We start from the raw sequence: 24,828 nt of genomic DNA, 5'->3' as shown, positions 1-24,828 counted from the left end.
CGTCTGTTCGGGGTGGATGTCCGCCACCACCTTGCGTCCTTCGAGGCTCGGCTTCGCCTCGCACCTCAGGATGAGGACTTCAGTCGCCAAAAAGCGCCTCATCCTGAGGCGCCCGCGCAGCGGGCCTCGAAGGACGCACGACGTCAACAGTCGCCCAGGCTGGCGGGCGGCCTTCAGCACAGCCCCTGAAACCAGACCTTCAGATCGCGACCAGGAGGCCTTGTCGGTCCCGGTGAACACACGCCCTTGTGGCGAGAAGGGCAGAAGTAAAAAGCGGCGACGACTTACAGCCCTTGGCGCTGCGCCTCGCGACCGCCTATATTGCATGAGAGATTGTAACGACGCGCCGCAGCGGCTAATGGGCCGCTGTCGCAAGGAGCATGGTCGCTATGGGTAGCATGAGCTGGATTCACTGGGTGATCGTCCTCGCGGTCGTGGCCCTGCTGTTTGGCGGTCGCGGCAAGCTGTCGGGAATCATGGGCGACGCGGCCAAGGGCATCAAGGCGTTCAAGGACGGCCTGAAGGATGACGTCAGCGACGAAGTCGCCGACAACAAGGCCAAGGGCGCGCTGCCGCGCACCAAGGCCGAAGAAGAAGATCTGCGTAAGTCCTAATTCTCCGGGCGCGCGGGCTGATCCGTCGCGCGCGTCCCCTTCATTTGGCGAGGGCGGCTGGTCCGCCTCGCTCTAAGGCGCGTCCATGCTTCCTGATGTCGGCGGCACAGAACTCCTGGTCATCGCCGCGGTCGCTCTGATCGTGGTGGGGCCCAAGGATCTGCCCCTGTTGCTGCGCAAGCTCGGCCAGTTCGTCGCCAAGATGCGCGGCATGGCGTCGGAGTTTCGCGCCAGTTTCGACGAAATGGCCCGCCAGTCGGAACTGGAAGACCTGCGCCGCGAGGTCGAGGCCATGCGCTCGGGGCAATATACCGCTCCGCTGCACGAGGCGGCCGATCAGGCCAAGGACGTCGGCGTCGACCAGACCTTCGCCGAGATCGACGCCAGCCTGAACAGCGGGACCGTCCAGGCGCACCCCTATGCCGGCTATCAGCCCTCCGAGCCGTCGATCCTGCCGCCGGAAGCGGCTGCGGAGCGCGTGGATCAACCGGTCGCCGCCAAGCCTCGCAAGCCCCGCGCCGCGAAGACCCCCGCCATCGTCGAACCCGCTGCCTCCAAGGCGCCGCGCAAGCGCGCCGCCCCCGCTGTCTCCGAGGCGCCCCGCAAGCGCGCCGGCAAGACCGGGACGACGATTGACGCGCCCAAGCCGACCCGGGCCCCGCGCAAGCGCGCGGCCAAGGCTGGCGGTTCGACCACTTCGGATATCGCCTCGTGACGAACGCTATCGGCCATGAGCCCGAAGACGAGATCGAGGCCTCGCGCGCCCCGCTGCTGGAGCATCTGGTGGAGCTGCGCACGCGCCTGATCATCTGCGTGCTGGCGCTGATGGTCGGGTTCGGGATCTGTTTCGCCTTTGCCGACCAGATCTTCCTGTTTCTGGTCAAGCCGTTCACCGTGGCCCAGCAACTGCTCGGCGTACAGCATGCGGGCGGCAACCATGGCCCGTTCGATCTGCTGCTGGCCCTGCTGGGCCTGAAGGACATTCCTGTCGGCTCCACCAAGGCCCTGGACCTGGTCTATACGGCGGCGCTGGAGTTCTTCTTCACCAAGCTGAAGCTGGCCGGCTTCGGCGCGGTGGTGCTGACCTTCCCGGTCCTGGCCTGGCAGCTCTACCGTTTCGTGGCCCCGGGGCTGTACAAGAACGAGCGCGGCGCCTTCCTGCCGTTCCTGCTGGCCTCGCCGGTAATGTTCTTCCTGGGCGCGGCCCTGGTCTATTTCGTGATGCTGCCCTTCGTGCTGTGGTTCGCCCTGAGCCAGCAGGTGTCGACGGCGGGTATCAACATCCAGCTCCTGCCCAAGGTCAGCGACTATCTGACCCTGGTGACCTCGCTGCTTCTGGCCTTTGGCCTGTGTTTCCAGCTTCCGGTGGTGGTGTCGCTGCTGGGCGTGGCGGGCATCATCAGCAGCAAGCTTCTGCGCGAGGGGCGTCGCTACGCCATCGTCGGCGTGTTCATCGCCGCGGCGATCCTGACCCCGCCCGATCCGATCAGCCAGATGACCCTGGCCCTGCCGATGGTGCTGCTCTACGAGATCGGCATCTGGTGCGTGTGGTTGATCGAGCGCAGCCGGGCCAAGACCGAGAGCGAGCGCAACGAGATCGCCACGCTCTAGACGCGCGGCTCAGCCTGGGTCTGAAAAAGAAAAACCCCCGCCCTCGAAAAGGGCGGAGGCTTGTCCTGGTCTCCTGAGAGTCTGTAACCGATCGCATTGATACGATCGGACAGAAAGACCGGTTTAGGCGGCGGTCTTGGTTTGGCCGGCGTTCATGGCCTGAACCTGGGCCTTGGCCGAACGGACCGTGGCGCTGACGCACATGGTGTAGTCGTAGCGGCTGATGTTGTCGGCCTTGCAGACCTGTTCAGCGGCGGAGCGGATTTCGGTCTGGATCTGGTCGGAAGACTTCCCCTTCAGCGAAACGCGGACGACGCTCACGACTTCGTTGCTCTCGATCGCCTTGGGCGTGGTGCGGGCCTTGATGATGCTGTTCAGCTGGCGGGTCGCGTTGAACACCGTGCCATTGACGCAGTCTTCGACATAGCCGGCCTTTTCGGTCGCGCAGACGGTCTGGGCCGCGGTCTTGATCTCGCCGGTGATCTGAGCTTCGGACTTGTTGGCCAGGGAAATGCGAACAAGCGTGGCGGCGCTGGCGGGCGCGGCGATGGCGGCGGAGAGGGTGACGAGGGCGGTCAGGGCGACGAACTTCTTCAAGGTTTTTATCCTGTTGTTTGTTGTTTGAAATCGTGACGCTGGTTACTTGGCGCGCTGTTTTTCATGTCCGCCTTAAATCAAGGTGCAAAAACAATATTAACGAAAATTACCTGTAAAAAATGCAGGTCTTATGACTTCGCAATAGGGAAATTTCTCCATCTCTGTTGCGTTTGAACTCTAAGGGTGCGGCGTCTTCGATTTGAGCGCGCCGACGTTCGGTGTGCTGCCGCCGATCTATATTAAAGTCTGCTCCATTTTCAGCTCGGGGCGCTTTCGGCGGCGGTTGTGGAGCCTTGGGCCGAAAAGGTTGGCGCCATTCACGACGCGCCTTAGAGAGGTCGTCTCCCTACGCACTCCTCGAGCCCACTTCCGATGCACGACATCAAGGCCATCCGCGATAATCCCGACGTCTTCGAAGCCGCGTGGTCGGCCAAGGGGCGGTCCGGCGCGGCCGCCGAGGCCGTCAAGCTGGACGCCCAGCTGCGCGCGGCCCAGACGGCGCTGCAGGAAAGCCAGGCCAAGCGCAACGAGGCCTCCAAGCGCATCGGCATGGCCAAGGCCAAGAAGGACGAGGTGGAAGCCCAGGCCCTGATGGCCGAGGTCGAGACCCTCAAGACCCTGATGGCGGACGCCGCTGTGCTGGAAGCCGAGGCCGGCGGCCAGCTACGCGACCTGCTGGCCAGCCTGCCCAATATCCCGGCCCACGATGTGCCGCCGGGGGAGGACGAGGCCGGCAATATCGAGATCCGCCGCTGGGGCGACGCCTCCAAGCTGCCCGCCGGCCGCCTGAACGCCCCCAAGGACCATGTCGAGCTCGGCGCGGCCCTGGGCGGCATGGACTTTGAAGCCGCCGCCCGGATGAGCGGCTCGCGCTTCGTGGTGCTGAAGGGCCAGATCGCCCGGCTGGAACGCGCCATCGGCCAGTTCATGCTGGACCTGCAGACTGTGCAGCATGGCTATGTCGAGATCAGCCCGCCGCTGCTGGTCAAGGACGAGGCGCTGTTTGGCACGGGGCAGCTGCCGAAGTTCGCCGATGACCTCTTCAAGACCACGGTGGATCACTGGCTGATCCCCACCGCCGAAGTCTCCCTGACCAACATCATCCGCGAGCAGATCACCGCCGAGGACGAGCTGCCGATGCGGATGACCGCCCTGACGCCCAGCTTCCGCTCGGAAGCCGGGTCGGCTGGTCGCGACACGCGCGGCATGATCCGCCAGCACCAGTTCTACAAGGTCGAGCTGGTCTCGATCACCACGCCCGACCAGAGCGAGGCCGAGCACGAGCGCATGGTCGGCTGCGCCGAGGCGGTGCTGAAGGCCCTGAACCTGCCGTTCCGCACCATGCTGCTGTGCGCCGGCGACATGGGGTTCAGCGCCCGCAAGACCTATGACCTGGAGGTCTGGCTGCCGTCGCAAAACACCTTCCGCGAGATCAGCTCGTGCTCCAACTGCGGCGACTTCCAGGCCCGCCGCATGGACGCCCGCTATCGCAAGACCGGCGAGAAGGGCGGCCACCATGTCCATACCCTCAACGGTTCGGGCCTGGCGGTGGGGCGCACCCTGGTGGCGGTGCTGGAAAACTACCAGGACGAAAGCGGCCGCATCACCATCCCCGATGTCCTCGTGCCCTATATGGGCGGCGTGACGCATATCGGCGGGCAGGCCTGAGCCGCATGCGTATCCTCCTCACCAACGACGACGGCATTCACGCGCCGGGCCTCGTCGCGCTGGAGAAGATCGCCCGCGCCCTCAGCGATGACGTCTGGATCTGCGCGCCGGAATACGAGCAGTCGGGCGCCAGCCGGGCCCTGACCCTGGCCGATCCGCTGCGGGTGCGCCGCCTCGACCCCCAGCGCTTCGCCGTCGAGGGCACGCCCACTGACTGCGTGATGATGGCCGTGCAGCAACTGATCGAGGGGCCCGCGCCGGATCTGGTGTTGTCGGGCGTCAATCGCGGCCAGAACCTGGCCGAAGACGTCACCCTGTCGGGCACCGTGGCCGGCGCCATCGAGGGCATGGCCCTGGGTATTCCGTCGATCGCCCTGTCGCAGGCGATGAACTATTTCCACGACGAGGTCGTCGCCCATTGGGAGACGGCTGAAACCTATGGTCCGGGCATCATCCAGCGCCTGCTGGACGTGGGCTGGCCCAATGACGTGATCATGAACGTCAACTTCCCGGCCCTGCCGCCGGAAGCGGTGACGACCGTCGAGGTTACGCGCCAGGGCTTCCGCGACGGTCACCTGCGCCACTGGGACAAGCGCACCGACCTGCGCGGTCGCGACTATTACTGGATGGGCTTCACCGCCACGGCGTCCGCGCCCAAGGAGGGCACCGATCTGAAGGCGGTGTATGAGGGCAAGATCTCGGTGACGCCGCTGCACATCGATCTCACCCATAACGAGACGGTCTATGCCCTGAAGGGCCTGCTGGGCGGCGCGCCGCCCAAGGCGCCCGACGTCAAGGACAGTGTGGACGCATGACCAAGGCCAAGGCCGCGGCGGCGGCTGATCTGCCCCGGCTGATGAAGGCGCTGCGCGACCAGGGAATCACCGACCCCCAGGTCCTGAAGGCCATCGAGACCACGCCGCGCGACCTGTTCACACCCGATCTGTTCAAGGACCGGTCGTGGGAAGATTCGGCCCTGCCGATCGCCTGCGGCCAGACCATCAGCCAGCCCTATATCGTGGGCCTGATGACCCAGGCCCTGACTATCGAGCCGCGCTCGCGCGTGCTGGAGATCGGCACCGGGTCGGGCTACCAGACCACCATTCTGAGCAAGGTGTCGCGCCTCGTCTATACGATCGAGCGCTATCGCACCCTGATGAAGGAGGCCGAGGCGCGGTTCCATAAGCTGGGTCTGACCAATGTGATCACCAAGTTCGGCGATGGCGGCGAGGGCTGGAACGAACAGGCTCCGTTTGACCGTATTATGGTCACGGCCGCAGCCGAAGATGATCCCAAGCGACTGCTGTCCCAGCTCAAGCCGAACGGCGTTCTCGTGGCGCCGATCGGCAAGGGGCCGGTGCAGAGCCTTCGCCGCTATGCCGGCGACGGCAAGGGGGGTTTCAAGGTCGAGGCGCTTTGCGACGTCCGGTTCGTGCCGTTGCTCGACGGCGTGGCCCGCGACCAGTGACGATTATTGGGGACGAGACCTGCGTCGCGTCCTCGTTTTAACGATTGATTCACCCTTGCGGGCCCGTCTGAAGGTCACGCAGGGAAAGGAGAGGCTATGAGGCAGTTGTGGACGCGCGCGGCGGTGATCGCCCTGACGGCTGGAACCCTGGCCGCTTGCGAGACGACCTCGCAACCCCAGTACCCTCCGCGCGAAGGTCAGGCGCCCAGCCCGGCCTCTCGCGCCCCGACGCCGAACTTCCCGATCAGTCAGGCCCAGCCGCTGGACACCACGCCTGAGCCCAGCGAAGTGATCCGCCGCGAGCCGATCCCGGTCCCGGCCGAGCCCACCTATCGCGAGCCGCCGGTTTCGAGGACGGAACTTCCGCCGCCGCCGCCGGCGCCGCAGCCGCAGGCCCAGATCCGTCCCGTCGCCCCGATCATCGTCACGTCCGTGGCCGGCCCGGTCATCGATGTGGCGGGCAAGCCCAAGGTTCGCATCGTCGAGTCCGGCGACGCCCTGGACGCCATCGCCCGCGGCTTTGGTTCGACCCGCGCCGAACTGGTCAAGCTCAACGACCTCAAGCCGCCTTATCGCCTGAAGCTGGGTCAGAAGATCGTCGGCCCGGCCAGCAACGCCAAGGCCTATGTCGTCCAGTCGGGCGACACGATGTATGCCGTCTCCAAGCGGTTCAGCGTCGACCCCGACGAAATGGCCGCCCTGAACGACTTCAAGATCGGCGACGGGATCCGGGTCGGACAGAAGCTGTTGCTGCCCGAAGGCTACAAGGACAAGGGGCCGACCAAGACCGCCGTGTCGCCGCCGCCGTCCAGCAGCCCGACGGTCGTTCGCGAAACCGCTCCGGCGCCGCGTCCGATGGAAGCCGCCCGGCCCACGACCCAGCCGGTTTCGACGCCGCCCGTCTCGACCCCGCCCGCCAGCGTCACCACCACCACGACCAGCGTCACCGGCTCTGTGGTGAGCGTAACGGGCCCGCGTCAGGTCTATACGGTGAAGTCCGGCGACACCCTGACCGCGATCGCCAGGCGCTTCGACATGAGCGTCAAGGAGGTCGCCGACGTCAACGATCTCAACGTGGACAAGCCGCTGAAGCTGGGCGCCAAGATCAAGGGCCCCGCGACCAGCTACAAGGCCTATGTCGCCCAGTCCGGCGACACCCTGACCCAGATCGCCCAGCGCTTCGGCGTCAGCGTCAAGGCGCTGGCCGCCGCCAACACCCTCAAGACCAGCGCCTCGGTCAAGAAAGGCCAGAAGCTCCGCCTGCCTGCCGGCTACAAGGACAAGGGCCCGATCAGGACCACCACGACCCGGCCCGGCGCGCCGTCGACCCCCTACGCCCAGGCGGAGGCTCCGGTCAGCACCCCGTCGGCGCCGATTCCCTATCGGCCCAGCGCCTCGACGCCCAGCGCGCCGGTCGCCGCCATGCCGGTTTCGCCGCCCCCCGCGCCGACCCGCACGATCATCGAAAGCAGCGCCGCCCCGACCGAGGCCGAGATCATCGCCTCCGGCAAGGGCCGCTTCATCTGGCCCCTGCGCGGCGAGGTGCTTTCCGACTTCGGGGTCAAGGGCACGGGCCAACGCAATGACGGCCTGAACATCCGCGCCGCTGCGGGTACGCCCGTGGTGTCGGCCGACGACGGCGAGATCGCCTATGCCGGCAACCAGGTGCCCACCTTCGGCAATCTGGTGCTGGTCAAGCACGCCGACGGCTGGGTCACGGCCTATGCCCATCTGGGCTCGACCGATGTGAAGATGCGCCAGCAGGTCGTGAAGGGGCAGCAGCTGGGCACGGTGGGCGCCACGGGCGGCGTCACGGAGGCCCAGCTGCACTTCGAGATGCGCTATGCGCCGACGGTGAAGGACAAGGCCCGGCCGGTCGATCCGGCCCTGGTTTTGCCGAAGTAGACTGCAGAAGGCCCGCTTCGAAAGAGGCGGGCCTTTCTTCTATTGGCCGCCCCAGCGCCAGCCCCAGGGCTTGTCGCTCTTGCGCCAGACCAGCACGATAAAGCCGACGAACAGAAAGCCGCCCAGGCCGAGGGGCAGCGAGGGATGGGCCTCAGTGATCGTCTCGGGCAAGGCTGATAGGCCGATGATCGCGACGCCGAACACGGCCAGGGACGCCCAGCCTTGCCAACGGCAGGGCAGGCCTGCGCCAAAACCGTATTGCTTGGTCCGAAACCACGGCTTGCCCATGGCGAACTCCTGGAGGATTTGCAGCATCAATATAGGCCCGTTCCTGGGACGCGTCTCTCAAAACCGGGGATAGCGATCGCGCCGTCCCCGGTCAGGGACGGGGATAAACAACCCTCTCCTGGAGGGCGGGGGAGACCGCGCCGTCTGCTAACCGTCTTCCCCGCGAATGGAGGGCTATCGCATATGGGTTGCTGACGGACCCAAGCCTTTAACAAACTCAAAAATCTTGCCTTCCTGGGCCTTGTGCCCAGGACCCATGTTTGAGGCAGGCTTTGATTTGGGCGCTATTCGCGGCTGAACGGCCCGTAACACCGACCCAAGTCCGCATCCGCCGCGCCATGGGTCCTGGGCACAAGGCCCAGGAAGGCTGGGTCTTTTAGCGCCAGATCCATATGCGATAGCCCTGCCCGGAGGGGGAAGATGGGGGCCGCGCGTTTCATCTTCCCCCTCCGGGGGAAGATGGTCGCGAAGCGGCCCGTAGGGGGCCGTGGCCCGCCTTACCCCGGCAGGCGCTTGCCCTGCTCGCCGGCCAGGTCGCGGATGAACTGCCAGGCCACGCGGCCCGAGCGGGCGCCGCGCAATTGCGACCACTGCAGAGCCCGGCGGTCGAGATTGTCGACCACGAGGTCGAAGCGCTGCGCATAGGTGCGGATCGCCTCCAGATAGGTCGGCTGGTCCATGGGCGGGAAGCCGATCCACAGGCCGAAGCGGTCGGAGACGCTCATCTCCTCTTCGGCGTCCTCGGCGGCGGCAATGGCGCCCTGGCTTTCGACATGGTCGCGGGGCATCAGATGGCGGCGGTTGGAGGTGGCGACGAACAGCACGTTTTCCGGCGGACCGGCCACACCGCCTTCCAGGGCCGACTTCAGGGCCTTGGCCGCGGCCGCGCCGTCCTCGAACGACAGGTCGTCGCACAGCACCACGAAGCGCTCGGGGCGCGTGCGCAGCCGATCGAACAGCGGGGGCAGGGCGGCGATCTCGTCGCGATCGATCTCGACCAGCTTGAGGCCGGCGTGATCGGCGCTGACCGCCATGAAGGCGGCCTTGGTCAGCGAACTCTTGCCCGTGCCGCGCACGCCCCACAGCAGGATGTGGTTGCAGGGCAGGCCGACGGCGAAGCGGTTCAGATTCTCGACGAACCGATCTTTCTGCCGCTCGACGCCGACCAGCAGGTCCAGCGCCATGGGATAGTCGGGCGCGGCGATGAAGGCGTCGGCGGCGGAGTCGTGCCGGAACAGCCGCGCGGCGCTGAAATCGGGCGCCTTGGGCGCGGCCGGGGCCAGGCGTTCCAGGGCTTCGGCGATGCGGGCGAGCAGGGTGTTTTGGGCGTCAATCATGGCGTGGTCGTATCCTCGCCGGCGGCTCATTGCAAAAGCGGAGGTGAACGCATAGCTTCCGCCGACTTGGCGCGACCCTATATGAGGGACGCGCCCGCAGATATTTGGAGACGTCATGCCCGGTGGTCTGAGCCAGCAGCTTATGCAAATCGCCCCCATCATCCTGATGGTGGTGCTGTTCTATTTCATGCTGATCCGTCCGCAGCAGAAGCGCGCCAAGGAGCATCAGGTGATGCTGGGCAACCTGAAGCGCGGCGACAATGTCGTGCTGTCCAGCGGCATGCTGGGCAAGATCGTGCGCGTCGAGGACAAGGAAGTCGGCGTCGAGATCGCCCAGGGCGTCACCGTCAAGGTCGTCAAGGGCATGATCACCGAGGTCCGCGCCAAGGGCGAACCCGCCCCGGCCAACGATCCCAAGAGCTGATTGTCCAAACGCCCACGACCGAGGCGCCGCAAGGCGTCGTCCAGAGCCTGTAATCCATGCTGAAACTGTCCCGCTGGAAGATCATCGTCGTCACCTTGTCGGTGATCTTCGGCCTGCTGTTCACCCTGCCCAATCTGCTGCCGCAGAAGACGCTTGATGCGTTTCCGGGCTGGCTGCCCAAGCAGAAGCTCAATCTGGGCCTCGACCTCCAAGGCGGTTCGTACCTGATGTACGCCGTCGATACGGAGGCCTTGCGCAAGGAACGTCTGACCAACCTCGTTGAGGATGTGCGGACGGGTCTGCGCGGCGAGCAGATTGCGTTCGGGGAGCTGGCCGGCGTCGACGGCGTGGTCAGGGTGCGCATCACCGATGCGGCCAAGGTCAAGGACGCGGCCAGCCTGCTGCGCAAGTCGGTGGGGGCGCCCCTGGTCGGCGCGGTCGGCGGTCGCGACATCTCGGTCAACGAACGCGACAACCAGTATCTGGAAATCGCCTTCGTCCCGGAAGCCTCCAAGGCCGACGCCTCGATGGCGGTGGAACAGTCGATCGAGACGATCCGCCGCCGGATCGACAGCCTGGGCACCAAGGAGCCGACCATCACCCGCCAGGGCGTGGACCGGATCGTCATCCAGGCGGCCGGCGAGAGCGATCCTGAAAAGCTGATGTCGGTGGTCGGCAAGACCGCCAAGCTGACCTTCCAGATGGTCGACGAATCGGTGACCCCCGATGACATAGCCGCCGGACGCATTCCCCCCGGCACCGAGGTTCTGCCCAGCGAGGACCGCTATGTCGCCGTCTATGCGGTGCGCAAGCGCGCCGTGGTGTCCGGCGATGAGCTGAAGGGCTCGCAACAGACCTTTGACCAAAACGGCGCGCCGGCGGTGTCGTTCGCGTTCAACGGCCAGGGCGGTCGCAAGTTTGGCGACGCCACGGCCCGCAATGTCGGCAAGAAGTTCGCCATCGTCCTGGACGGCAAGGTGATCTCGGCGCCGGTGATCAATGGCCCGCTGCCCGGCGGTTCGGGGATCATCACCGGGAACTTTACGCCGGAAAGCGCCTCCGAACTGGCTCTGCTGCTGCGGTCGGGCGCCTTGCCCGCGCCGCTAAAGGTGGAGCAACGCAGCACGGTCGGCGCTGAACTGGGCGCTGACGCCGTCAAGGCCGGCGCGGTTTCCACCCTGGTGGCCTTCGTCACCATCGTGGTGTTCATGCTGCTCAGCTACGGGATGCTGTTTGGCGGCATCTCGGTCATCGCCCTGGTCATCAACGGCATGATGATCGTGGCGGCCATGTCCCTGACCCAGGCGACCCTGACCTTGCCCGGCATCGCCGGCCTGATCCTGACCCTGGCGGTCGCGGTTGACGCCAACGTGCTGATCTATGAGCGCATGCGCGATGAAGCGAGAGCCGGAAAGTCGCCGATCATGGCGGCGGACGCCGGCTTCTCCCGCGCCATGGGCACGATCATCGACGCCAACGTCACGACCCTGGTGGCGGCCGCCATCATGTTCGTCTTCGGCGCAGGCCCCGTGCGGGGCTTCGCCTGGACGCTGTCGATCGGCGTGTTCACCTCGGTGTTCACGGCGGTGATGGTCAGCCAGCTTCTCATCGGTTGGTGGTTCCGCGCCGCCCGCCCCAAGAAACTTCCGATCTGAGTGAGCAAACCCATGGCCTGGCCCCTGATCAAGCTGCTCCCGCAGACAACCAACTTCACCTTCGTCAAGTTCGCGCGCCTCGCGGGCCTGATCAGCGTTCTGCTGTGCGCCGCCTCGCTGGTGAGCGTGTTCTATCCCGGCCTCAACCTGGGCATCGACTTCAAGGGCGGGTCGGTGATGGAAGTCTCCACCGCGCCGCGCGCCCTGGACCTGGGCAAGGTTCGCGAAACCCTGGGCTCCCAGGGGCTTGGCGATGTGCAGGTCCAGGCCTTCGGCGTGGACAACCATGCTCTGGTCCGCTTCCAGACGCCGACCGGCGCGGACGCCGACGGCACGATGCGCAAGGTGCAGGGCGAACTGCGTCAGGCCCTGGGTGAGTCTGTGCAGTTCCTGAACCCCTCCGTCGTCGGACCCAAGGTCTCCGGTGAGCTGTTCCGCAGCGGCATCCTGGCCCTCGTGCTCGCCGTCGGCCTGATGTTTCTCTACATCTGGTTCCGCTTCGAGCCCCAGTTTGGCCTGGGCGCCGTGGCCGGCCTGCTGCACGACCTGATCCTGACGTTCGGTTTCATCGTGCTGTTCAAGATCGAGTTCAGCCTCAACACCGTGGCGGCTCTGCTGACGGTGATCGGCTATTCGATGAACGACACCGTCGTCGTGTTCGACCGACTGCGCGAGAACCTGCGCAAGTACAAGAAACTGCCACTGGGCGACGTGATCGACCTGTCGATCAATGAAACCCTGTCGCGCACCATCATTACCGGCCTCACCGCCGTGATGGCCCTGGCGGGGCTGGCGATCTTCGGCGGCGAAGCCCTGTTCAGCTTCTCCATCGTGATGATCTTCGGCATCGTGATCGGCACCTATTCGTCGATCTATGTCGGCGCGCCGATCATTCTGATGTGGGGCGTCAAGCGCAATGACGAGGAAGCTACGCCCCAGAAGCTGGGCGCGGCTTCGCGTCCGTAAAGATGGCCGAGCTTCGCCGCCCGCCCTCGATTGACGCCTGGGGCGGCGGCGGCTTTCGCGTTTCCGGCGACTGGCGGCCGGGCTCGCTGCTGATCATCGATGATCAGCCGCGGAACTGGACGGCGACGTCGCTGACCAGCCTGACGCCGAATGACTTCGCAGAGGTCTTCCTGGCCGGCGGCGCGGTGGAATTCGTGCTGCTGGGCGGCGGGCTGGTCAACGCTCTGCCGCCCCGGACCGTGCGTGACGCCCTGAAGGCCGCAGGCGTGGGCCTGGAGTTCATGAGCACCGAGGCTGCGGCGCGAACCTACAATGTGCTGGCCAGCGAGGGGCGCCGTCTGGCCGCCGCCCTGATCGCGGTCTGACGGAGCGCTCTTTGCCGACTCTTCGAACCGGCCTATAGCTCGATCAAAGACTTAAGCTTCAGGGGGCTGAAATGGTTGGGCTGCTTTCCAATTTTCGCAACACGATGATCGTCAGCTTCGTGCTGGCGCTGGTCATCATCTTTGGCTTTGGCCATAGTCCGCACGGTTTCGACGTCGCCTATTTCCAGGCGGTGTTCCGCTGGATGCATGTGTTCTTCGGTATCCTGTGGATCGGTCTGCTGTACTATTTCAACTTCGTGCAGATCCGCGTGATGCCGCTGATCCCGGCCGAACTGAAGCCCGCCGTTTCCAAGTATATCGCTCCTGAGGCTCTGTTCTGGTTCCGCTGGTCGGCCCTGGCGACCTGGGTGATGGGCGTGGTCCTGGCCTTGAGCCGCGGCTATCTGGGCGAAGCTGCAACCCTGGGCCTCTGGGGCGGCTATGAGCGCGGCGTCGATATGGGCTTCACCTTCATCGGCCTGGGCATGTGGCTGGCGACGATCATGTTCCTGAACGTCTGGGGCGTGATCTGGCCCAACCAGAAGCGCGCGCTGGGCATCATCGAAGTGGACGCCGACGCCAAGGCCAAGGCGGCCAAGATGGCCATGCTGTTTAGCCGCATCAACACGCTGCTCAGCATCCCGATGCTGGCCACCATGACGATGTACCAGACTCTGTTCGGCTAAATCTGAGCCAGACTCGTGTAAGGGAAGGGCCCGCTCGCGCTGAGCGGGCCTTTTTCCGTTTGAGACCATGGCCGATACCGAAACCCTCGACGACCTCGTCCGCCGCGTCGATCCCGACCGCTGGCTGGCCAGCCGCTTCATCGCCGATCCCGGGGCGCGGGGCGCCGTCATCGCGCTCTACGGCTTCAACTATGAACTGGCTCGGGTGGCCGGCGGGGTCTCCAACGCCCTGATGGGCGAGATCCGCCTGACCTGGTGGCGTGAGGCCATGGAAGAGATCGCGGCCGGCAAGACCCCACGCAAGCATCCCAATGTCGAGGCTATCGCCGCCTCGGGGATCGACCCGCTGGCTCTGGCCGCGATGGCCGAAGCCCGGTTCGCCGATCTGGACGACGCGCCGCCCGCCGACGAGGCTGGAGCCCTGGCCTATGTCGACGCCACCGCCGGCGCCCTGGCCGTGCTGGCGGCGCGTCGGCTGGATCCCGCAACCGATCCGCATGCTGTGAAGGGCGCGGCCCGCGCCTATGGTCTGGCCGGGCTGTGGCGGCTGAAACAGGCGGGCCGTTCGCGTCTGCCGGAAGACTGGACCCAGGCCGAGGTCGGGCGGCGGGTCGGCGAGCAGTTGAAGGCGGCGCGAGGGGAACTCAAGGGCCTGCCGGTGGCGGCTTTTCCGGCAGTCGCGCCGGTCGCCCTAGCCAAGGCCTATGCCCGGGGCCGCGACCTCGGCGAGCTCGAGAAAAAGGCCCGCCTCACCTGGTCGGTGGCGACGGGCCTTTTCTGATCTTCACGGCGCTTGCCCCCTCCTGACCGCGGCGACCTCATCTTCCCCCTACGGGGGAGGAGGGCCGAAGGCCCGGAGGGGGCAAGTGTTCGCCTCTACTGCGCCTTCTTCGGCGCGGTGTACGTGTTCAGCCAGCCCAGCACCTCGGTATGCCACTGCACCGAATTCTGCGGCTTCAGCACCCAGTGGTTCTCGTCGGGGAAGTAGAGGAACTTGCTCTCGACGCCCTGGCGCTGCAGGGCCGTGAAGGTCCCCAGGCCCTGGGCCATCGGGATGCGGTAGTCCTTGCCGCCCTGGACCACGAGCATCGGCTTCTTCCACGCCTTGACGTGGTCGACCGGATTGAACTGCTCATAGGCCTCGGGCTTGTCATAGAACGCGCCGCCGTTTTCCCACTCGGTGAACCACAGCTCTTCGGTCGAATAGCCCATGGCGCGCTGGTCAAAGACGCCGTCGTGATTGACCAGGCACTTCCAGGGCGCGTTCCAGTTGCCGGCGATCCAGTTGATCATGTAGCCGCCGTATGAAGCGCCCAGGGCGCAGGCGCGGTCGGCGTCCAGGAATTTGTACTGGCTGGTCGCGAAGGCCCAGCCCTTCTGCAGGTCTTCCAGCGGGCGGTCGCCCCAGTGCTGGCTGATCGCATCGGTGAAGGCCTGGCCGTAGCCGGTGGAGCCGTGGAAATCGACCATCACCACGGCGTAGCCGGCATTGGCGTAGATCTGCGGGTTCCAGCGGTACGACCAACTGTTGTTGAACGACCCCTGTGGGCCGCCATGGATCAGGAAGGCCACCGGATACTTGCGGGCCGGGTCGAAATTGGCCGGCTTGATCACGAAGCCATGCACGGTCTCGTCATTCCAGCCCTTGAAGCTGAACTGCTCGGGCTCGCCCCAGGCGACGCCCTTGAGCGCCTCGGCGGCGATCGTGGTCAGTTGGGTCGGCTTGCCGCCCTTGGCGGGCAGGCTGAACAGCTGGGCCGGCCCCTTGAGGCTATCGGCGGTGTAGATCAGGCCCTTGGGCGCGACCTCGAACGCGATCACATGGCCATCGCCGGTCAGCGGCGTGACCTTGCCGGTCTTGATGTCGATGGCGAAGATCCTGACCTGCCCCACATCGCCGGCCTGGGCGTAGATCGTCTTGCCGTCGGGGCTGAAGGCGATGGCGTCGGCCGAGCGGTCCCAGTCGGCGGCCAGTTCGCGCTCCTGGCCGGTGGTCTGGTCGCGCAGGATGATCCCGAAGCGGTCCGCCTCGAAGCCCGGGCGTTTCATGGCGCGATAGGCCGCCCACTTGCCGTCGGCCGAGAACACAGGCGCGGTGTCCCAGGCCTTGTTGGCGACGGTCAGGTTCTGCAGTTTGGTCGAGCCGTCCAGCGAGGCCGACCACTGATCGAAATTGGTCGTCCAGGACTCGTCCTGGCCGGCTACCTTGGCCGAGAACACCACCGTCTTGCTGTCGGGCGAGATGGTGAAGTCCTCATCGCCGCCGAAGGGCTTGGTCGGCGAGTCGCCGTCGAAGCCGTTCATCAGCGCGACGGGCGCGCCGGTGGCCACGCCCTTGTCGTCCAGGGTCACGGCATAGAGATGGTTCTGCGTCCCGTCGGCCCAGGTGTCCCAGTGGCGGACGAACAGGCGGTCATAGACGACGCCGCTGTTCTTCTGGGCCTTGCGAGCGTCCAGGCGGGCCGCTGTGCAGCCCAGATCCGGACAGTCCGGGAACACCGCCTGGCTGACCACGAGGGTTTTGCCGTTGGGCGCAACCTTGTAGGCGCCAACGTCGAACGGCATGGACGTCACCTGGACGGCGGTCTCGCCGGTCATATCGGTGCGGAACACCTGATCGACGCCGCCGGCGCGTCCCGAGATGAAATAGATCGCCTTGCCGTCGGCCGACCAGCGCGCCGAGCCAATCCCGCCGGTCGAGACCGCCAGCTTGCGCGGCGGCGTCTTGCCCTTCGCATCGGCGATCCACAGCGCGTGGGCGCTCTTGTTGGCCGGGAAATCGACGGTGCGCAGATCATAGAGCACCCAGGCGCCGTCGGGCGAGACGCGCGGATCGCCCAGGCGATCAAGGCTGGCCATGTCCTTGGCGGTGAACACGGGGGTCTGGGCCAGGGCCGCGCCGGTGAAGGCGGCGGAGAGGGCGATGGCCGAAGCGGCGACACGCAAGGTGTTGATCATCAAACGCAAAATCTGGGCCTTTTTCTTTCCCTGAAGACGGCCAAGCCTACCGGGGGCATGTGCTCAAGGCTAGGGGGCAGGGGGCGCGATCGAGCCCGGTCTCGCCGAACGTCGCTCTATTTTTCAGGGCCATTTTGCGGCGAAAAAATGTCATGATTACAAGGGTTTGTCCGGTAACAATCCGAAACACGACTTGCTTTGCCGCACTGCGGCGAAGTCCCTAAATGGTACACAAGGTTTAGAGCGGCCGCAGGGCCGTGCTCGAACAGATTGATAAGGGTTTTTCGTGTCGGCTTCGGCGTATTTTCAGCACACGGTCGCGGGACCGGTGATCTTTGCGGGGATTGGCCTGCACACCGGCGAGCACGTCCGTGTCGCGGTGCGCCCGGCAGCGATCGACGCCGGGATCATGTTCGTGCGCACCGACGTTCGTGATCGCGATAACCGCGTGGCCGTGAAGCCTGATGCGGTCTGCCAGACCCAGCTGGGCACCGTGATCAATAATGCCGCCGACGTGCGGGTCTCGACCATCGAGCATCTGATGGCCGCTCTGGCCGCTCTGTCGATCGACAACTGCATTGTCGAACTGGATGGCCCTGAGGTTCCGATCATGGACGGGTCTTCGGAACCGTTCGTGCAGATCCTGGACCGCGCCGGCCGCCGCAAGCAGGAAGCCGCGCGCAACTATATCGAGATTCTGGAGCCGATCCGGGTTGAGGAGGGCGACAAGTTCGCCAGCCTGGCGCCGTCCGATCGCTTCGAGGTCGCCTTCGAGATCGCCTTCGACAGCCAGGCCATCGGCCGTCAGCGCGTTGATTTCACGGTTGATGAGGAAACCTTCCGGTCCGAGCTGTCCAACTGCCGCACCTTCGGCTTTCTCCGGGATGTTGAGGCGCTGCGCGCTATAGGCCTGGCGCGGGGCGGTTCGATGGAGAACGCCGTCGTGATCGACGGCGATCGGGTGCTCAATCCTGAAGGTCTGCGCCGTTCCGACGAGTTCGTGCGCCACAAGGCGCTGGACGCGGTGGGCGATCTCTATGTTCTGGGCGCGCCGATTATCGGTCGCTTTGAAGGCGTGCTGGCCGGTCACGGCCTCAATAACGCCGTGGTTCGGGCGTTGCTGGCCCAGCCGCGCGCCTGGCGCCTTCGCACTCATGCGTTGGAACTGGCCGAGGCGGTCTAGATAAGCGCGACCGGCATCGTCGAGCCTTCTCATTTGCGCCCCAAGCGGCGTGGTGTAGAAGCCTTCCACGGCGCCGAGGCGCGCGTTGCTTCGAGGGTGATAGTCCGTGCTTCTTAAATTTCCGGGTCGTTCGGCAGTCGTCTTCGCCGCCCTTCTCGTCGCCGTCTCTGTCGCGGGCTGCGCAGGCAAGTCCAAGAAGCCGACCCTGGCCTATGAAGAGCGTCCGGTGGAACTGCTCTACGCCACGGGCGCGGATCGTCTCGACCGCGGCAACTGGAACGAGGCCGTCGACTATTTCCGCGAGGTCGAGCGCCAGCATCCCTATTCGGAATGGTCGCGCCGCTCGATCCTGATGACGGGCTTTGCGCACTATCAGGGCAACCAATACGCAGATGCGATCGGCGACGCGGATCGCTTCATCTCGCTCTATCCGGGCAACCCTTCGGCCTCCTACGCCTACTATCTGAAGTCCGTCTGCTATTTCGAGCAGATCGTCGACGTCAATCGCGACCAAGCCGCGACGGAGCAGGCGCTCGGCGCGCTGCGGGACGTGGTTCAGCGTTATCCTGATAGTGAATACGCTCAGGACGCCCGCCTGAAGATCGACATGGTCAATGACCAGCTGGCCGGCAAGGAAATGGCCATCGGCCGCTACTATCTGCGTCAGGGCCAGACCCTGGCCGCGATCGGCCGGTTCAAGACCGTGATCGACCGTCACCAGACCACGTCGCACACCCCTGAGGCCCTGTTCCGTCTGGTCGAAGCCTATCTGACCCTGGGCCTGACCGAAGAAGCCAAGCGCAACGGCGCGGTGCTGGGTTATAATTTCCCCGGCGATCGCTGGTATTCCGACGCCTATAAGCTGCTCACCAATGCCGGCCTGAAGCCCGCCGTCGAGCCCCTGACCCCCGGCGCCAAGAAGAATCTGCTGGATCGTCTGGTCCACGACAAGAACGCCACCCTGACCCCGCCGGGCGAAAAGCCGGCCAAGAAGGGCGGCCTGCGGGGGATCCTGGGGCTCTAGTCCCAGGGCCTTTGCGAGGGCGCGGAACACATCCTGAACATCAGAGCGTCTGAGCGCTTTGAGAAATCGTGATTCCCGGCGATCCTGCACGACATGCTGATCGGTCTCTCCATCCGCGACGTCGTGCTCATCGAGAGCCTGGACCTGGCCATAGGGCCGGGCCTTACCGCCCTGACCGGTGAAACCGGGGCGGGCAAGTCCATCATCCTCGACGCCCTGGGCCTGGCGACCGGCGCGCGCGCCGACGCCGGCCTGGTGCGGCGCGGGGCTTCTGGCCAGGCCTCGGCCACCGCCATCTTCGCCCTGGCCGCCGACCATCCCGCCTTTGCCTATCTGGACGAGAAGGGCCTGGACTATGGCCGCGACGAGGACCTGGTCCTGCGTCGCCAGCTGTCGCCCGACGGTCGATCGCGGGCCTTCGTCAACGACCAGGCCACCAGCGTCGGGGTGCTCAAGGATCTGGGCGCCCTTCTGCTCGAGGTGCATGGCCAGCACGAGACGGTCGGTCTGCTGGACTCCCGCACCCATCGCACCCTGCTGGACGCCTTCGGCGGCGTCGCCGTGTCGGCCGTCGCCTCGGCCTGGAGCGGCTGGCGGGCGGCGCGCGAAAAGGCCGAAGCCCTGCGCGCGCTCGCCAATCAGGCCGCCGCCGAGACCGAGGAACTGACCCTGCGCCTGTCCGAGCTGGACCGGCTGGACCCTCGCGAGGGCGAGGAAACGGCTCTCGCCGAGGAGCGGGCCTTGCTGGGCTCGGCCGAGAAGGCCCTGGCCGACATCGCCTCGGCCCAGGACGCTCTGGGCGGCGACGCGCTGTCGGGCAAGCTGGCCCAGGCCTTTCGCGCCCTGGAACGCGCCCGCGAGCGCGCTTTGCACGCCGGCGCGCCCGCCGACGGGCTGGCCATGACGCGTCTGACCGCCGCTTGCGACGCGGTCGACCGCGCCCTGGTCGAGGCGCAGGAAGCCAGCGCCGCCATCGACTCCGTCGCCGAGACCTTCGAGTTCGAGCCCGATCGCCTGGAAAAGACCGAGGAGCGTCTGTTCGCTCTGCGCGCCATGGCCCGCAAGCTGAGCGTCGCCACCGAAAACCTGCCGTCCGTGCGCGCCGAGTTCGCCGCGCGGCTGCAGGCCATCGAAACCTCGGGCGAGGCGCTCAAGGCCGCTGAGGAAGAAGCCGCCTCGGCCCGCGACGGCTATGTCTTCGCCGCCGAGGCGCTGTCGGCCGAGCGCCGAGCCGCCGGCGACCGTCTGGCCCTGGCCGTTGAGGCCGAACTGGCGCCGTTGAAGCTGGAGAAGGCCCGGTTCCGGGTCGCGGTCGAGCCTCTGCCTGAAGATCGGGTAGGCCCCACCGGCATGGACCGCGTCGCCTTCGAGATCGCGACTAACCCCGGCGCGCCGTTCGGACCGATGGAGGCCATCGCCTCGGGCGGCGAACTGGCCCGCTTCGCCCTGGCGCTGAAGGCGGCGCTGGCGGGGCGCGGGGCGGGGCCTCAGCCGCTGATGATCTTCGACGAGGTCGATCAGGGCGTCGGCGGCGCGGTAGCCGACGCCGTGGGCCTGCGGCTCAAGCGCCTGGCCCAGAACGCCCAGGTCCTGGTGGTCACCCACTCAGCCCAGGTGGCCGCGCGCAGCGACACCCATTGGCGGATCGCCAAGTCCGGCGATGATCAGTCGATCCGCACCCGGGTCGAGCCGTTATCGCCCGCCCAGCGCGAGGAAGAGATCGCCCGCATGCTGTCGGGCGCCGAGGTCACGGAAGCCGCCCGGGCCGCAGCCCGGGCGCTGATCAGCTAGCCGAAGACAGCTTGCGCTTGGCCCACATCGTCGGGCTGGTGCGGAACATCGCCTTCAGGCCGGCGATGCTGACGCGCGGCTTGACCCAGGCCTGCAGCGGGCCGTCGACGAAACGCTCGAACAGGGCGGCGAAGACCACGGCGGCCGGGAAGGCCAAGGCCCAGGTCAGCCACAGGGCGCCGTCGCTCAGACCCAGCTTGCTGGCCGCCAGATGCTGCGCGCCAAACCAGGTCACGCTGACGAACTGGTTGGTCAGATAGAGCGAGAAGGCGATACGGCCCGCCGCCCTGGCCCAGCCCCAGTCCTTCCGTGCCGAGGCGCCGGCCGCGAAGATCAGCGCGCCGAGCAGCGCCAGGCTCGCATAGTCGAACGGACCGACCATCTGTAGCGCGACAAAGCCGGCGACAGCGGCTGCGCCCAGGCCATCTGCCATGCGGGCGCTGATCACGACCTCGCGACCCAGGCGGGCGATCAGGGCGCCGATTAGGAACAGCGGCAGGGCGCGGATGACGCCGTACTTCAGCGGCAGGTGATAGGACGGCTGGCCGAGGGTCTGGCGGCAGATCATGTCCACGGCCGCGAAGATCGTCAGGCCCACGGCCAGGGCGATCCACGGCGAGCGGATGGCGGCAAAGCCGCGCCACAGCAGCGGGAAGGCGGCATAGCAGAAGATCAGGGCCGACAGGGTCCAGGTCGGGGTGTTCCAGCCCGACGGGCCGTCAAAGCCCCAGGCCTGAACCAGCAGGATCTGGGCGGGCAATTGCGACCCCTGGAACCACTGCGGGTTTTGCGGCGCGATCCCGACCAGACCGGTGATCAGCACCAGCGCGACAAAGCCGGCCAGCATGACCAGGTGGGACGGCCACACGCGCGCGATGCGCTTGAGCAGGAATTCACGGTCGCCGATCTGGCGTTGGGCGACCCGGTCGCCATAGGCCCGGCCCAGCACATAGCCCGACAGCATCAGGAAGAAGTCGGTGGCCAGATAGCCGCGTCCCAGCGCCGGATGGATCTGGAACAGGCTTACCGGCGCCTGGTTGGCATAGTGATAGACCACCATGAAGAAGGCCGCGAAGAAGCGCAGGGCGTCCAGCGGGCCGCCGCGCGAGAGGTCCCGCGCCTTAACGCATGGCTCATTGCGGGACGTTTTGGCGACGTTCGACATGCCGATCTCCAGTTTCCCGGATCTGTCAGCAAGCCGCGCGCCAGCAGGAGCGTTTTGGGTCGGCATCGGTTAAAACCGGGACCTGACCTCCTCGAGCCGGATTCGCCCGTGACCCCGACCGCCGTCGCCGACCTTTCCGAGACAGACGCCGCCGACGAACTGGCGCTGTTGGCCGACGAACTGGCCGCCCACGACCTGCGCTATCACCAGCAGGACGCGCCGACGATCACCGACGCCGAGTACGACGCCCTCAAGCGTCGCAATCTCGAGATCGAGGCCCGCTTTCCGCATCTGGTGCGCGAGAACTCGCCGTCTGTCCAAGTGGGCGCTGCGCGCTCCGAACAGTTCTCACCGGTCGAGCACGGCGTGCCGATGCTCAGTCTCGATAACGCCTTCTCTGACGAGGAGGCCACCGAGTTCGACGCCCGCGTTCGGCGCTTCCTGCGTCTGTCGGCTCATGAGCCACTGGCCTACACGGCCGAGCCCAAGATCGATGGCCTGTCGGCCTCGCTGCGCTATGAGAAGGGCGTACTGGTCCAGGGGGCGACGCGGGGCGACGGCCGGACGGGCGAGGACGTCACTGCCAATCTGCGCACCATCGCCGATATTCCGCATCGCCTGAAAGGCTCAGGCTGGCCCGATGTCATCGAGGTGCGCGGCGAGGTCTATGTCGAGCTCGCAGCCTTCGCCGCCTTCAACACCGCGGCGGAAGAGGCCGGCCAGCGCACCTACGCCAATCCCCGCAACTTCGCCGCCGGTTCGCTGCGCCAGATCGACCCCAAGATCAGCGCCCAGAGGCCGCTGCGGTTCTTCGGCTATGCCTGGGGCCTGGTCAGCGACAGCTTCGCGGGCAGCCAGTGGGAGGCCCTGGCCAAGCTGGAGTTGTGGGGGTTCGTCACCACGGCCCCGCCGGCCCGCCAGGTCGAGAACGCTCAGGGCCTGCTGGACGTTTATGCCGAGTTCGAGATCCTGCGGCCCAAGCTCGGCTTCGACATCGACGGGGTGGTCTACAAGGTCGATGACCTTGAACTGCAGAAGCGCCTGGGCTTCGTCTCGCGCTCGCCGCGCTGGGCCATCGCCCGCAAGTTCCCCGCCCAGAAGGCCCGCACGATTCTGGAGGCCATCGACCTGCAGGTGGGCCGCACCGGCGCGATCACCCCGGTGGCGCGGCTCAAGCCGGTGACGGTGGGCGGGGTCTCGGTGACCAACGCCACCTTGCACAATGGCGATGAGATCGCCCGGCTGGACGTGCGGATTGGCGATACCGTGGTCATCCAGAGGGCCGGCGACGTCATCCCCCAGATTGTCGAGGTGGCCCTGGACGCGCGGCCTGATCCCGCGCCCGAGCCCTTCGTCTTTCCGACCCATTGCCCTTGTCCGCTGAAGACGCCCCTGGCCCGCGAGACCAATGCCTCGGGGGCGGAGTCGGTGGTGCGCCGCTGCACCGGCGAGTTCGCCTGTCCGTTCCAGCGCGTCGAGCACCTGCGCCACTTCGTGTCGCGCCGCGCCTTCGACATCGAGGGGCTGGGCGAGAAGCAGCTGCAGGCCTTTTTCGACGAAGGCTGGATCAAGGAGCCCGCCGATATCTTCCGGCTGGTCAAGGACGAGGCCAAGCTTGACGCCCTGCGCACGCGGGACGGCTATGGCGAGACCTCGGTGGCCAATCTGGTCAAGGGCGTCGAGGCGCGGCGAACCATCGGCCTGGACCGTTTGATCTATGGCCTGGGCATTCGCGACATCGGCGAGACGACCTCGACCGTTCTGGCCCGTCATTTCGACCGTTTCGCGGATTTGCAGGACGCGGCCACCCTCGCGGCCAACGCTCTGCCGACCGCGACCTATCTGGAACTGTCCACTGCGCCCGGCGTCGGGCCCAAGGCCCTGGATCTGCTGGTCGAGGCCGGCAACGGCGGGCTGAAGGCTGATCCGTGGCCCGAGGCCGCCAGTCTGGACATCAAGATCGGCCATGCCGTCCCCAAGCTGACCAAGCCGGCCCGCGCGGCCCTGGCTGAGCGCTATGCGACCTGGGACGCCTTCGCGGCCGCTCTGGTCGAGGCCGCGACCGGCGCGCCGGGCGAGGCCTATCTCAATCTCGCCGCGATCGATGGTGTCGGCCCGGTCGCCGCCCAGTCGCTGGGGCGCTTCTTCACCGAGGCGCACAATCGGGAAAAGGTCGCCAATCTTGTTGGCGAGCTGGATATCCAGGCTGTCGCCAAGCCAAAGTCTGACACCGCCGTGGCCGGCAAGACCGTGGTGTTTACCGGGGCGCTGGAGAAGATGACCCGCGACGAGGCCAAGGCCCAGGCCGAGGCCCTGGGCGCCAAGGTCGCGTCGTCGGTATCCAAAAAGACCGATCTTGTCGTGGCCGGGCCAGGGGCGGGCTCCAAGCTGAAGACCGCCACCGAGCTGGGCATTCAGGTCATGACTGAGGACGCGTGGTTGGCGATGGTCGCCACATGAAGGTCATCGCCATCGACTTCGAGACCGCCAACGAGACGCGGGCCAGCCCTTGCTCGATGGGTCTGGCGTGGATCGAGGATGGCGAGGTGGCGCGGATCGAGCACCACTATATCCGCCCGCCGGGCATGCGGTTTGCGAAGTTCAACATGGCGTTCCACGGCATCCGGCCCGAGCATGTCGAGGACGCCGACGAGTTTCCGAGCCTTCTGGATCGCCTGCGACCCGAGCTTGAAGGCGCGCTGATCCTGGCGCACAACGCCTCGTTCGACATCAGCGTCATCCGCCGGACCTGCGAGCACTATGGCGTGCGATCGCCCAGCTTCGACTATCTGTGCACGGTGCAGGTGGCGCGGGGCGCTTGGCCAGACTTGCCGTCGCACAAGCTCAACGTGGTCTGTGGCCATCTCAGCGTCGATTTCGCCCACCACGACGCAGCGGCCGACGCCTATGCCTGCGGGCGGGTGGCGCTGGCGGCGACCGCGCTCAACAGCCTGGCGCATGTTCGTGATCTGCCGAGCTGCCTGGGCATGACCCCGGGACGTCTGCACCCTGACGGCTATACGCCGCCACGCGGCGCGGTCAGCTTGCGTCGCGCCCGCGCGTGAAGCGGAACGCCCTAATCGGAATTCGCGCCTCGTTTTCGCCGCGGCGCTTGTCCCAACT

Annotated in this window: 24 protein-coding genes; 19 read left to right on the top strand and 5 right to left on the bottom strand. The window is 66.4% G+C overall.

Going from position 1 to position 24,828, the window contains the following annotated elements; translation table 11 throughout:
• Window positions 1–12: 12 nt before the first annotated feature.
• From ACW18B_RS16825 to tatC, 4 genes are all read left to right on the top strand, one after another.
• Window positions 13–189, top strand: a complete 177-nt coding sequence (locus tag ACW18B_RS16825) for a hypothetical protein (protein ID WP_492048162.1) — start codon at window positions 13–15, stop codon at window positions 187–189.
• Between the two features lie 200 nt (window positions 190–389).
• Window positions 390–614, top strand: a complete 225-nt coding sequence (locus tag ACW18B_RS16820; RefSeq protein WP_492048161.1) for a twin-arginine translocase TatA/TatE family subunit — start codon at window positions 390–392, stop codon at window positions 612–614.
• 85 nt (window positions 615–699) lie between these two features.
• Window positions 700–1,329 carry a Sec-independent protein translocase protein TatB gene (gene tatB, locus ACW18B_RS16815; RefSeq protein WP_492048160.1) on the top strand — a complete coding sequence of 210 codons (630 nt, stop codon included), beginning with the start codon at window positions 700–702 and terminating at the stop codon, window positions 1,327–1,329.
• Window positions 1,326–2,225, top strand: coding sequence for a twin-arginine translocase subunit TatC (tatC, locus tag ACW18B_RS16810; RefSeq protein WP_492048159.1), 900 nt, complete (start codon window positions 1,326–1,328; stop codon window positions 2,223–2,225). The genes tatB and tatC overlap by 4 nt, the downstream gene beginning before the upstream one ends.
• 123 nt (window positions 2,226–2,348) lie before the next feature.
• Here tatC and ACW18B_RS16805 read toward each other — a convergent pair whose 3' ends face one another.
• Window positions 2,349–2,822 (bottom strand): hypothetical protein, encoded by a 474-nt coding sequence (locus ACW18B_RS16805; RefSeq protein ID WP_492048158.1) that lies wholly within the window; start codon window positions 2,820–2,822, stop codon window positions 2,349–2,351.
• A 372-nt stretch (window positions 2,823–3,194) separates the two neighbouring features.
• Between ACW18B_RS16805 and serS the strand changes: the two genes are divergently transcribed.
• The 4 genes from serS to dipM all read left to right on the top strand — a co-directional run bounded on the left by serS (window position 3,195) and on the right by dipM (window position 7,863).
• Complete coding sequence (gene serS / locus ACW18B_RS16800; protein ID WP_492048157.1) at window positions 3,195–4,490, top strand: serine--tRNA ligase; 1,296 nt, start codon at window positions 3,195–3,197, stop codon at window positions 4,488–4,490.
• 5 nt (window positions 4,491–4,495) lie between these two features.
• Window positions 4,496–5,305, top strand: a complete 810-nt coding sequence (gene surE / locus ACW18B_RS16795; protein WP_492048156.1) for a 5'/3'-nucleotidase SurE — start codon at window positions 4,496–4,498, stop codon at window positions 5,303–5,305.
• On the top strand, window positions 5,302–5,958 hold the full coding sequence (locus ACW18B_RS16790; RefSeq protein ID WP_492048155.1) for a protein-L-isoaspartate(D-aspartate) O-methyltransferase: 657 nt from the start codon (window positions 5,302–5,304) through the stop codon (window positions 5,956–5,958). Before surE ends, ACW18B_RS16790 begins: the two co-directional genes overlap by 4 nt.
• 96 nt (window positions 5,959–6,054) lie before the next feature.
• Window positions 6,055–7,863, top strand: coding sequence for a cell division endopeptidase DipM (dipM, locus tag ACW18B_RS16785; protein ID WP_492048154.1), 1,809 nt, complete (start codon window positions 6,055–6,057; stop codon window positions 7,861–7,863).
• 39 nt (window positions 7,864–7,902) lie between these two features.
• Here the strand turns inward: dipM and ACW18B_RS16780 are convergent, their stop codons facing one another.
• A complete protein-coding gene (locus tag ACW18B_RS16780; RefSeq protein WP_492048153.1) occupies window positions 7,903–8,178 on the bottom strand; it encodes a hypothetical protein in 276 nt (91 codons plus the stop codon).
• A gap of 470 nt (window positions 8,179–8,648) precedes the next feature.
• Complete coding sequence (locus tag ACW18B_RS16775; RefSeq protein ID WP_492048152.1) at window positions 8,649–9,488, bottom strand: ATP-binding protein; 840 nt, start codon at window positions 9,486–9,488, stop codon at window positions 8,649–8,651.
• A 115-nt stretch (window positions 9,489–9,603) separates the two neighbouring features.
• Here ACW18B_RS16775 and yajC point away from each other — a divergent pair, with 115 nt between their 5' ends.
• The 6 genes from yajC to ACW18B_RS16745 all read left to right on the top strand — a co-directional run bounded on the left by yajC (window position 9,604) and on the right by ACW18B_RS16745 (window position 14,365).
• Complete coding sequence (gene yajC, locus ACW18B_RS16770; RefSeq protein ID WP_492048151.1) at window positions 9,604–9,912, top strand: preprotein translocase subunit YajC; 309 nt, start codon at window positions 9,604–9,606, stop codon at window positions 9,910–9,912.
• A 56-nt stretch (window positions 9,913–9,968) separates the two neighbouring features.
• Entirely contained in the window at window positions 9,969–11,567 is a 1,599-nt protein-coding gene (gene secD, locus ACW18B_RS16765; protein WP_492048150.1) for a protein translocase subunit SecD, read from the top strand.
• A complete protein-coding gene (gene secF, locus ACW18B_RS16760; protein ID WP_492048149.1) occupies window positions 11,568–12,533 on the top strand; it encodes a protein translocase subunit SecF in 966 nt (321 codons plus the stop codon).
• Window positions 12,534–12,535: 2 nt separating this feature from the next.
• On the top strand, window positions 12,536–12,898 hold the full coding sequence (locus tag ACW18B_RS16755; RefSeq protein WP_492048148.1) for an Mth938-like domain-containing protein: 363 nt from the start codon (window positions 12,536–12,538) through the stop codon (window positions 12,896–12,898).
• A gap of 71 nt (window positions 12,899–12,969) precedes the next feature.
• Entirely contained in the window at window positions 12,970–13,584 is a 615-nt protein-coding gene (locus ACW18B_RS16750; protein WP_492048147.1) for a urate hydroxylase PuuD, read from the top strand.
• 67 nt (window positions 13,585–13,651) lie between these two features.
• Window positions 13,652–14,365 carry a squalene/phytoene synthase family protein gene (locus ACW18B_RS16745; protein ID WP_492048146.1) on the top strand — a complete coding sequence of 238 codons (714 nt, stop codon included), beginning with the start codon at window positions 13,652–13,654 and terminating at the stop codon, window positions 14,363–14,365.
• 95 nt (window positions 14,366–14,460) lie between these two features.
• On the opposite strand, the gene ACW18B_RS16740 is transcribed toward ACW18B_RS16745, so the two are convergent.
• The gene (locus ACW18B_RS16740) at window positions 14,461–16,542 is read right to left on the bottom strand and encodes a S9 family peptidase (RefSeq protein WP_492048145.1); all 2,082 of its coding nucleotides are present in this window, start codon (window positions 16,540–16,542) and stop codon (window positions 14,461–14,463) included.
• Between the two features lie 286 nt (window positions 16,543–16,828).
• On the opposite strand from ACW18B_RS16740, the gene lpxC reads away from it, so the two are divergent.
• The 3 genes from lpxC (at window position 16,829) to recN (ending at window position 20,540) form a co-directional block, all read left to right on the top strand.
• Window positions 16,829–17,725 (top strand): UDP-3-O-acyl-N-acetylglucosamine deacetylase, encoded by an 897-nt coding sequence (lpxC, locus tag ACW18B_RS16735; RefSeq protein WP_492048144.1) that lies wholly within the window; start codon window positions 16,829–16,831, stop codon window positions 17,723–17,725.
• A gap of 106 nt (window positions 17,726–17,831) precedes the next feature.
• Window positions 17,832–18,749 carry an outer membrane protein assembly factor BamD gene (locus ACW18B_RS16730; protein ID WP_492048143.1) on the top strand — a complete coding sequence of 306 codons (918 nt, stop codon included), beginning with the start codon at window positions 17,832–17,834 and terminating at the stop codon, window positions 18,747–18,749.
• A gap of 93 nt (window positions 18,750–18,842) precedes the next feature.
• Window positions 18,843–20,540, top strand: a complete 1,698-nt coding sequence (recN, locus tag ACW18B_RS16725; RefSeq protein WP_492048142.1) for a DNA repair protein RecN — start codon at window positions 18,843–18,845, stop codon at window positions 20,538–20,540.
• Here the strand turns inward: recN and ACW18B_RS16720 are convergent.
• Window positions 20,533–21,705, bottom strand: a complete 1,173-nt coding sequence (locus tag ACW18B_RS16720) for an acyltransferase family protein (protein WP_492048141.1) — start codon at window positions 21,703–21,705, stop codon at window positions 20,533–20,535. The genes recN and ACW18B_RS16720 overlap by 8 nt on opposite strands.
• Before the next feature lie 108 nt (window positions 21,706–21,813).
• Between ACW18B_RS16720 and ligA the strand changes: the two genes are divergently transcribed.
• Entirely contained in the window at window positions 21,814–24,165 is a 2,352-nt protein-coding gene (gene ligA / locus ACW18B_RS16715) for an NAD-dependent DNA ligase LigA (RefSeq protein WP_492048140.1), read from the top strand.
• Complete coding sequence (locus ACW18B_RS16710; RefSeq protein WP_492048139.1) at window positions 24,162–24,770, top strand: 3'-5' exonuclease; 609 nt, start codon at window positions 24,162–24,164, stop codon at window positions 24,768–24,770. The genes ligA and ACW18B_RS16710 overlap by 4 nt, the downstream gene beginning before the upstream one ends.
• The last annotated feature ends 58 nt before the right edge of the window (window positions 24,771–24,828 follow it).

It is taken from the genome of Caulobacter sp. FV2ps19 (assembly GCF_058681035.1).
Note: the sequence above shows the minus strand (reverse complement) of the source record. Positions and strands in the feature narration are given on the sequence as shown.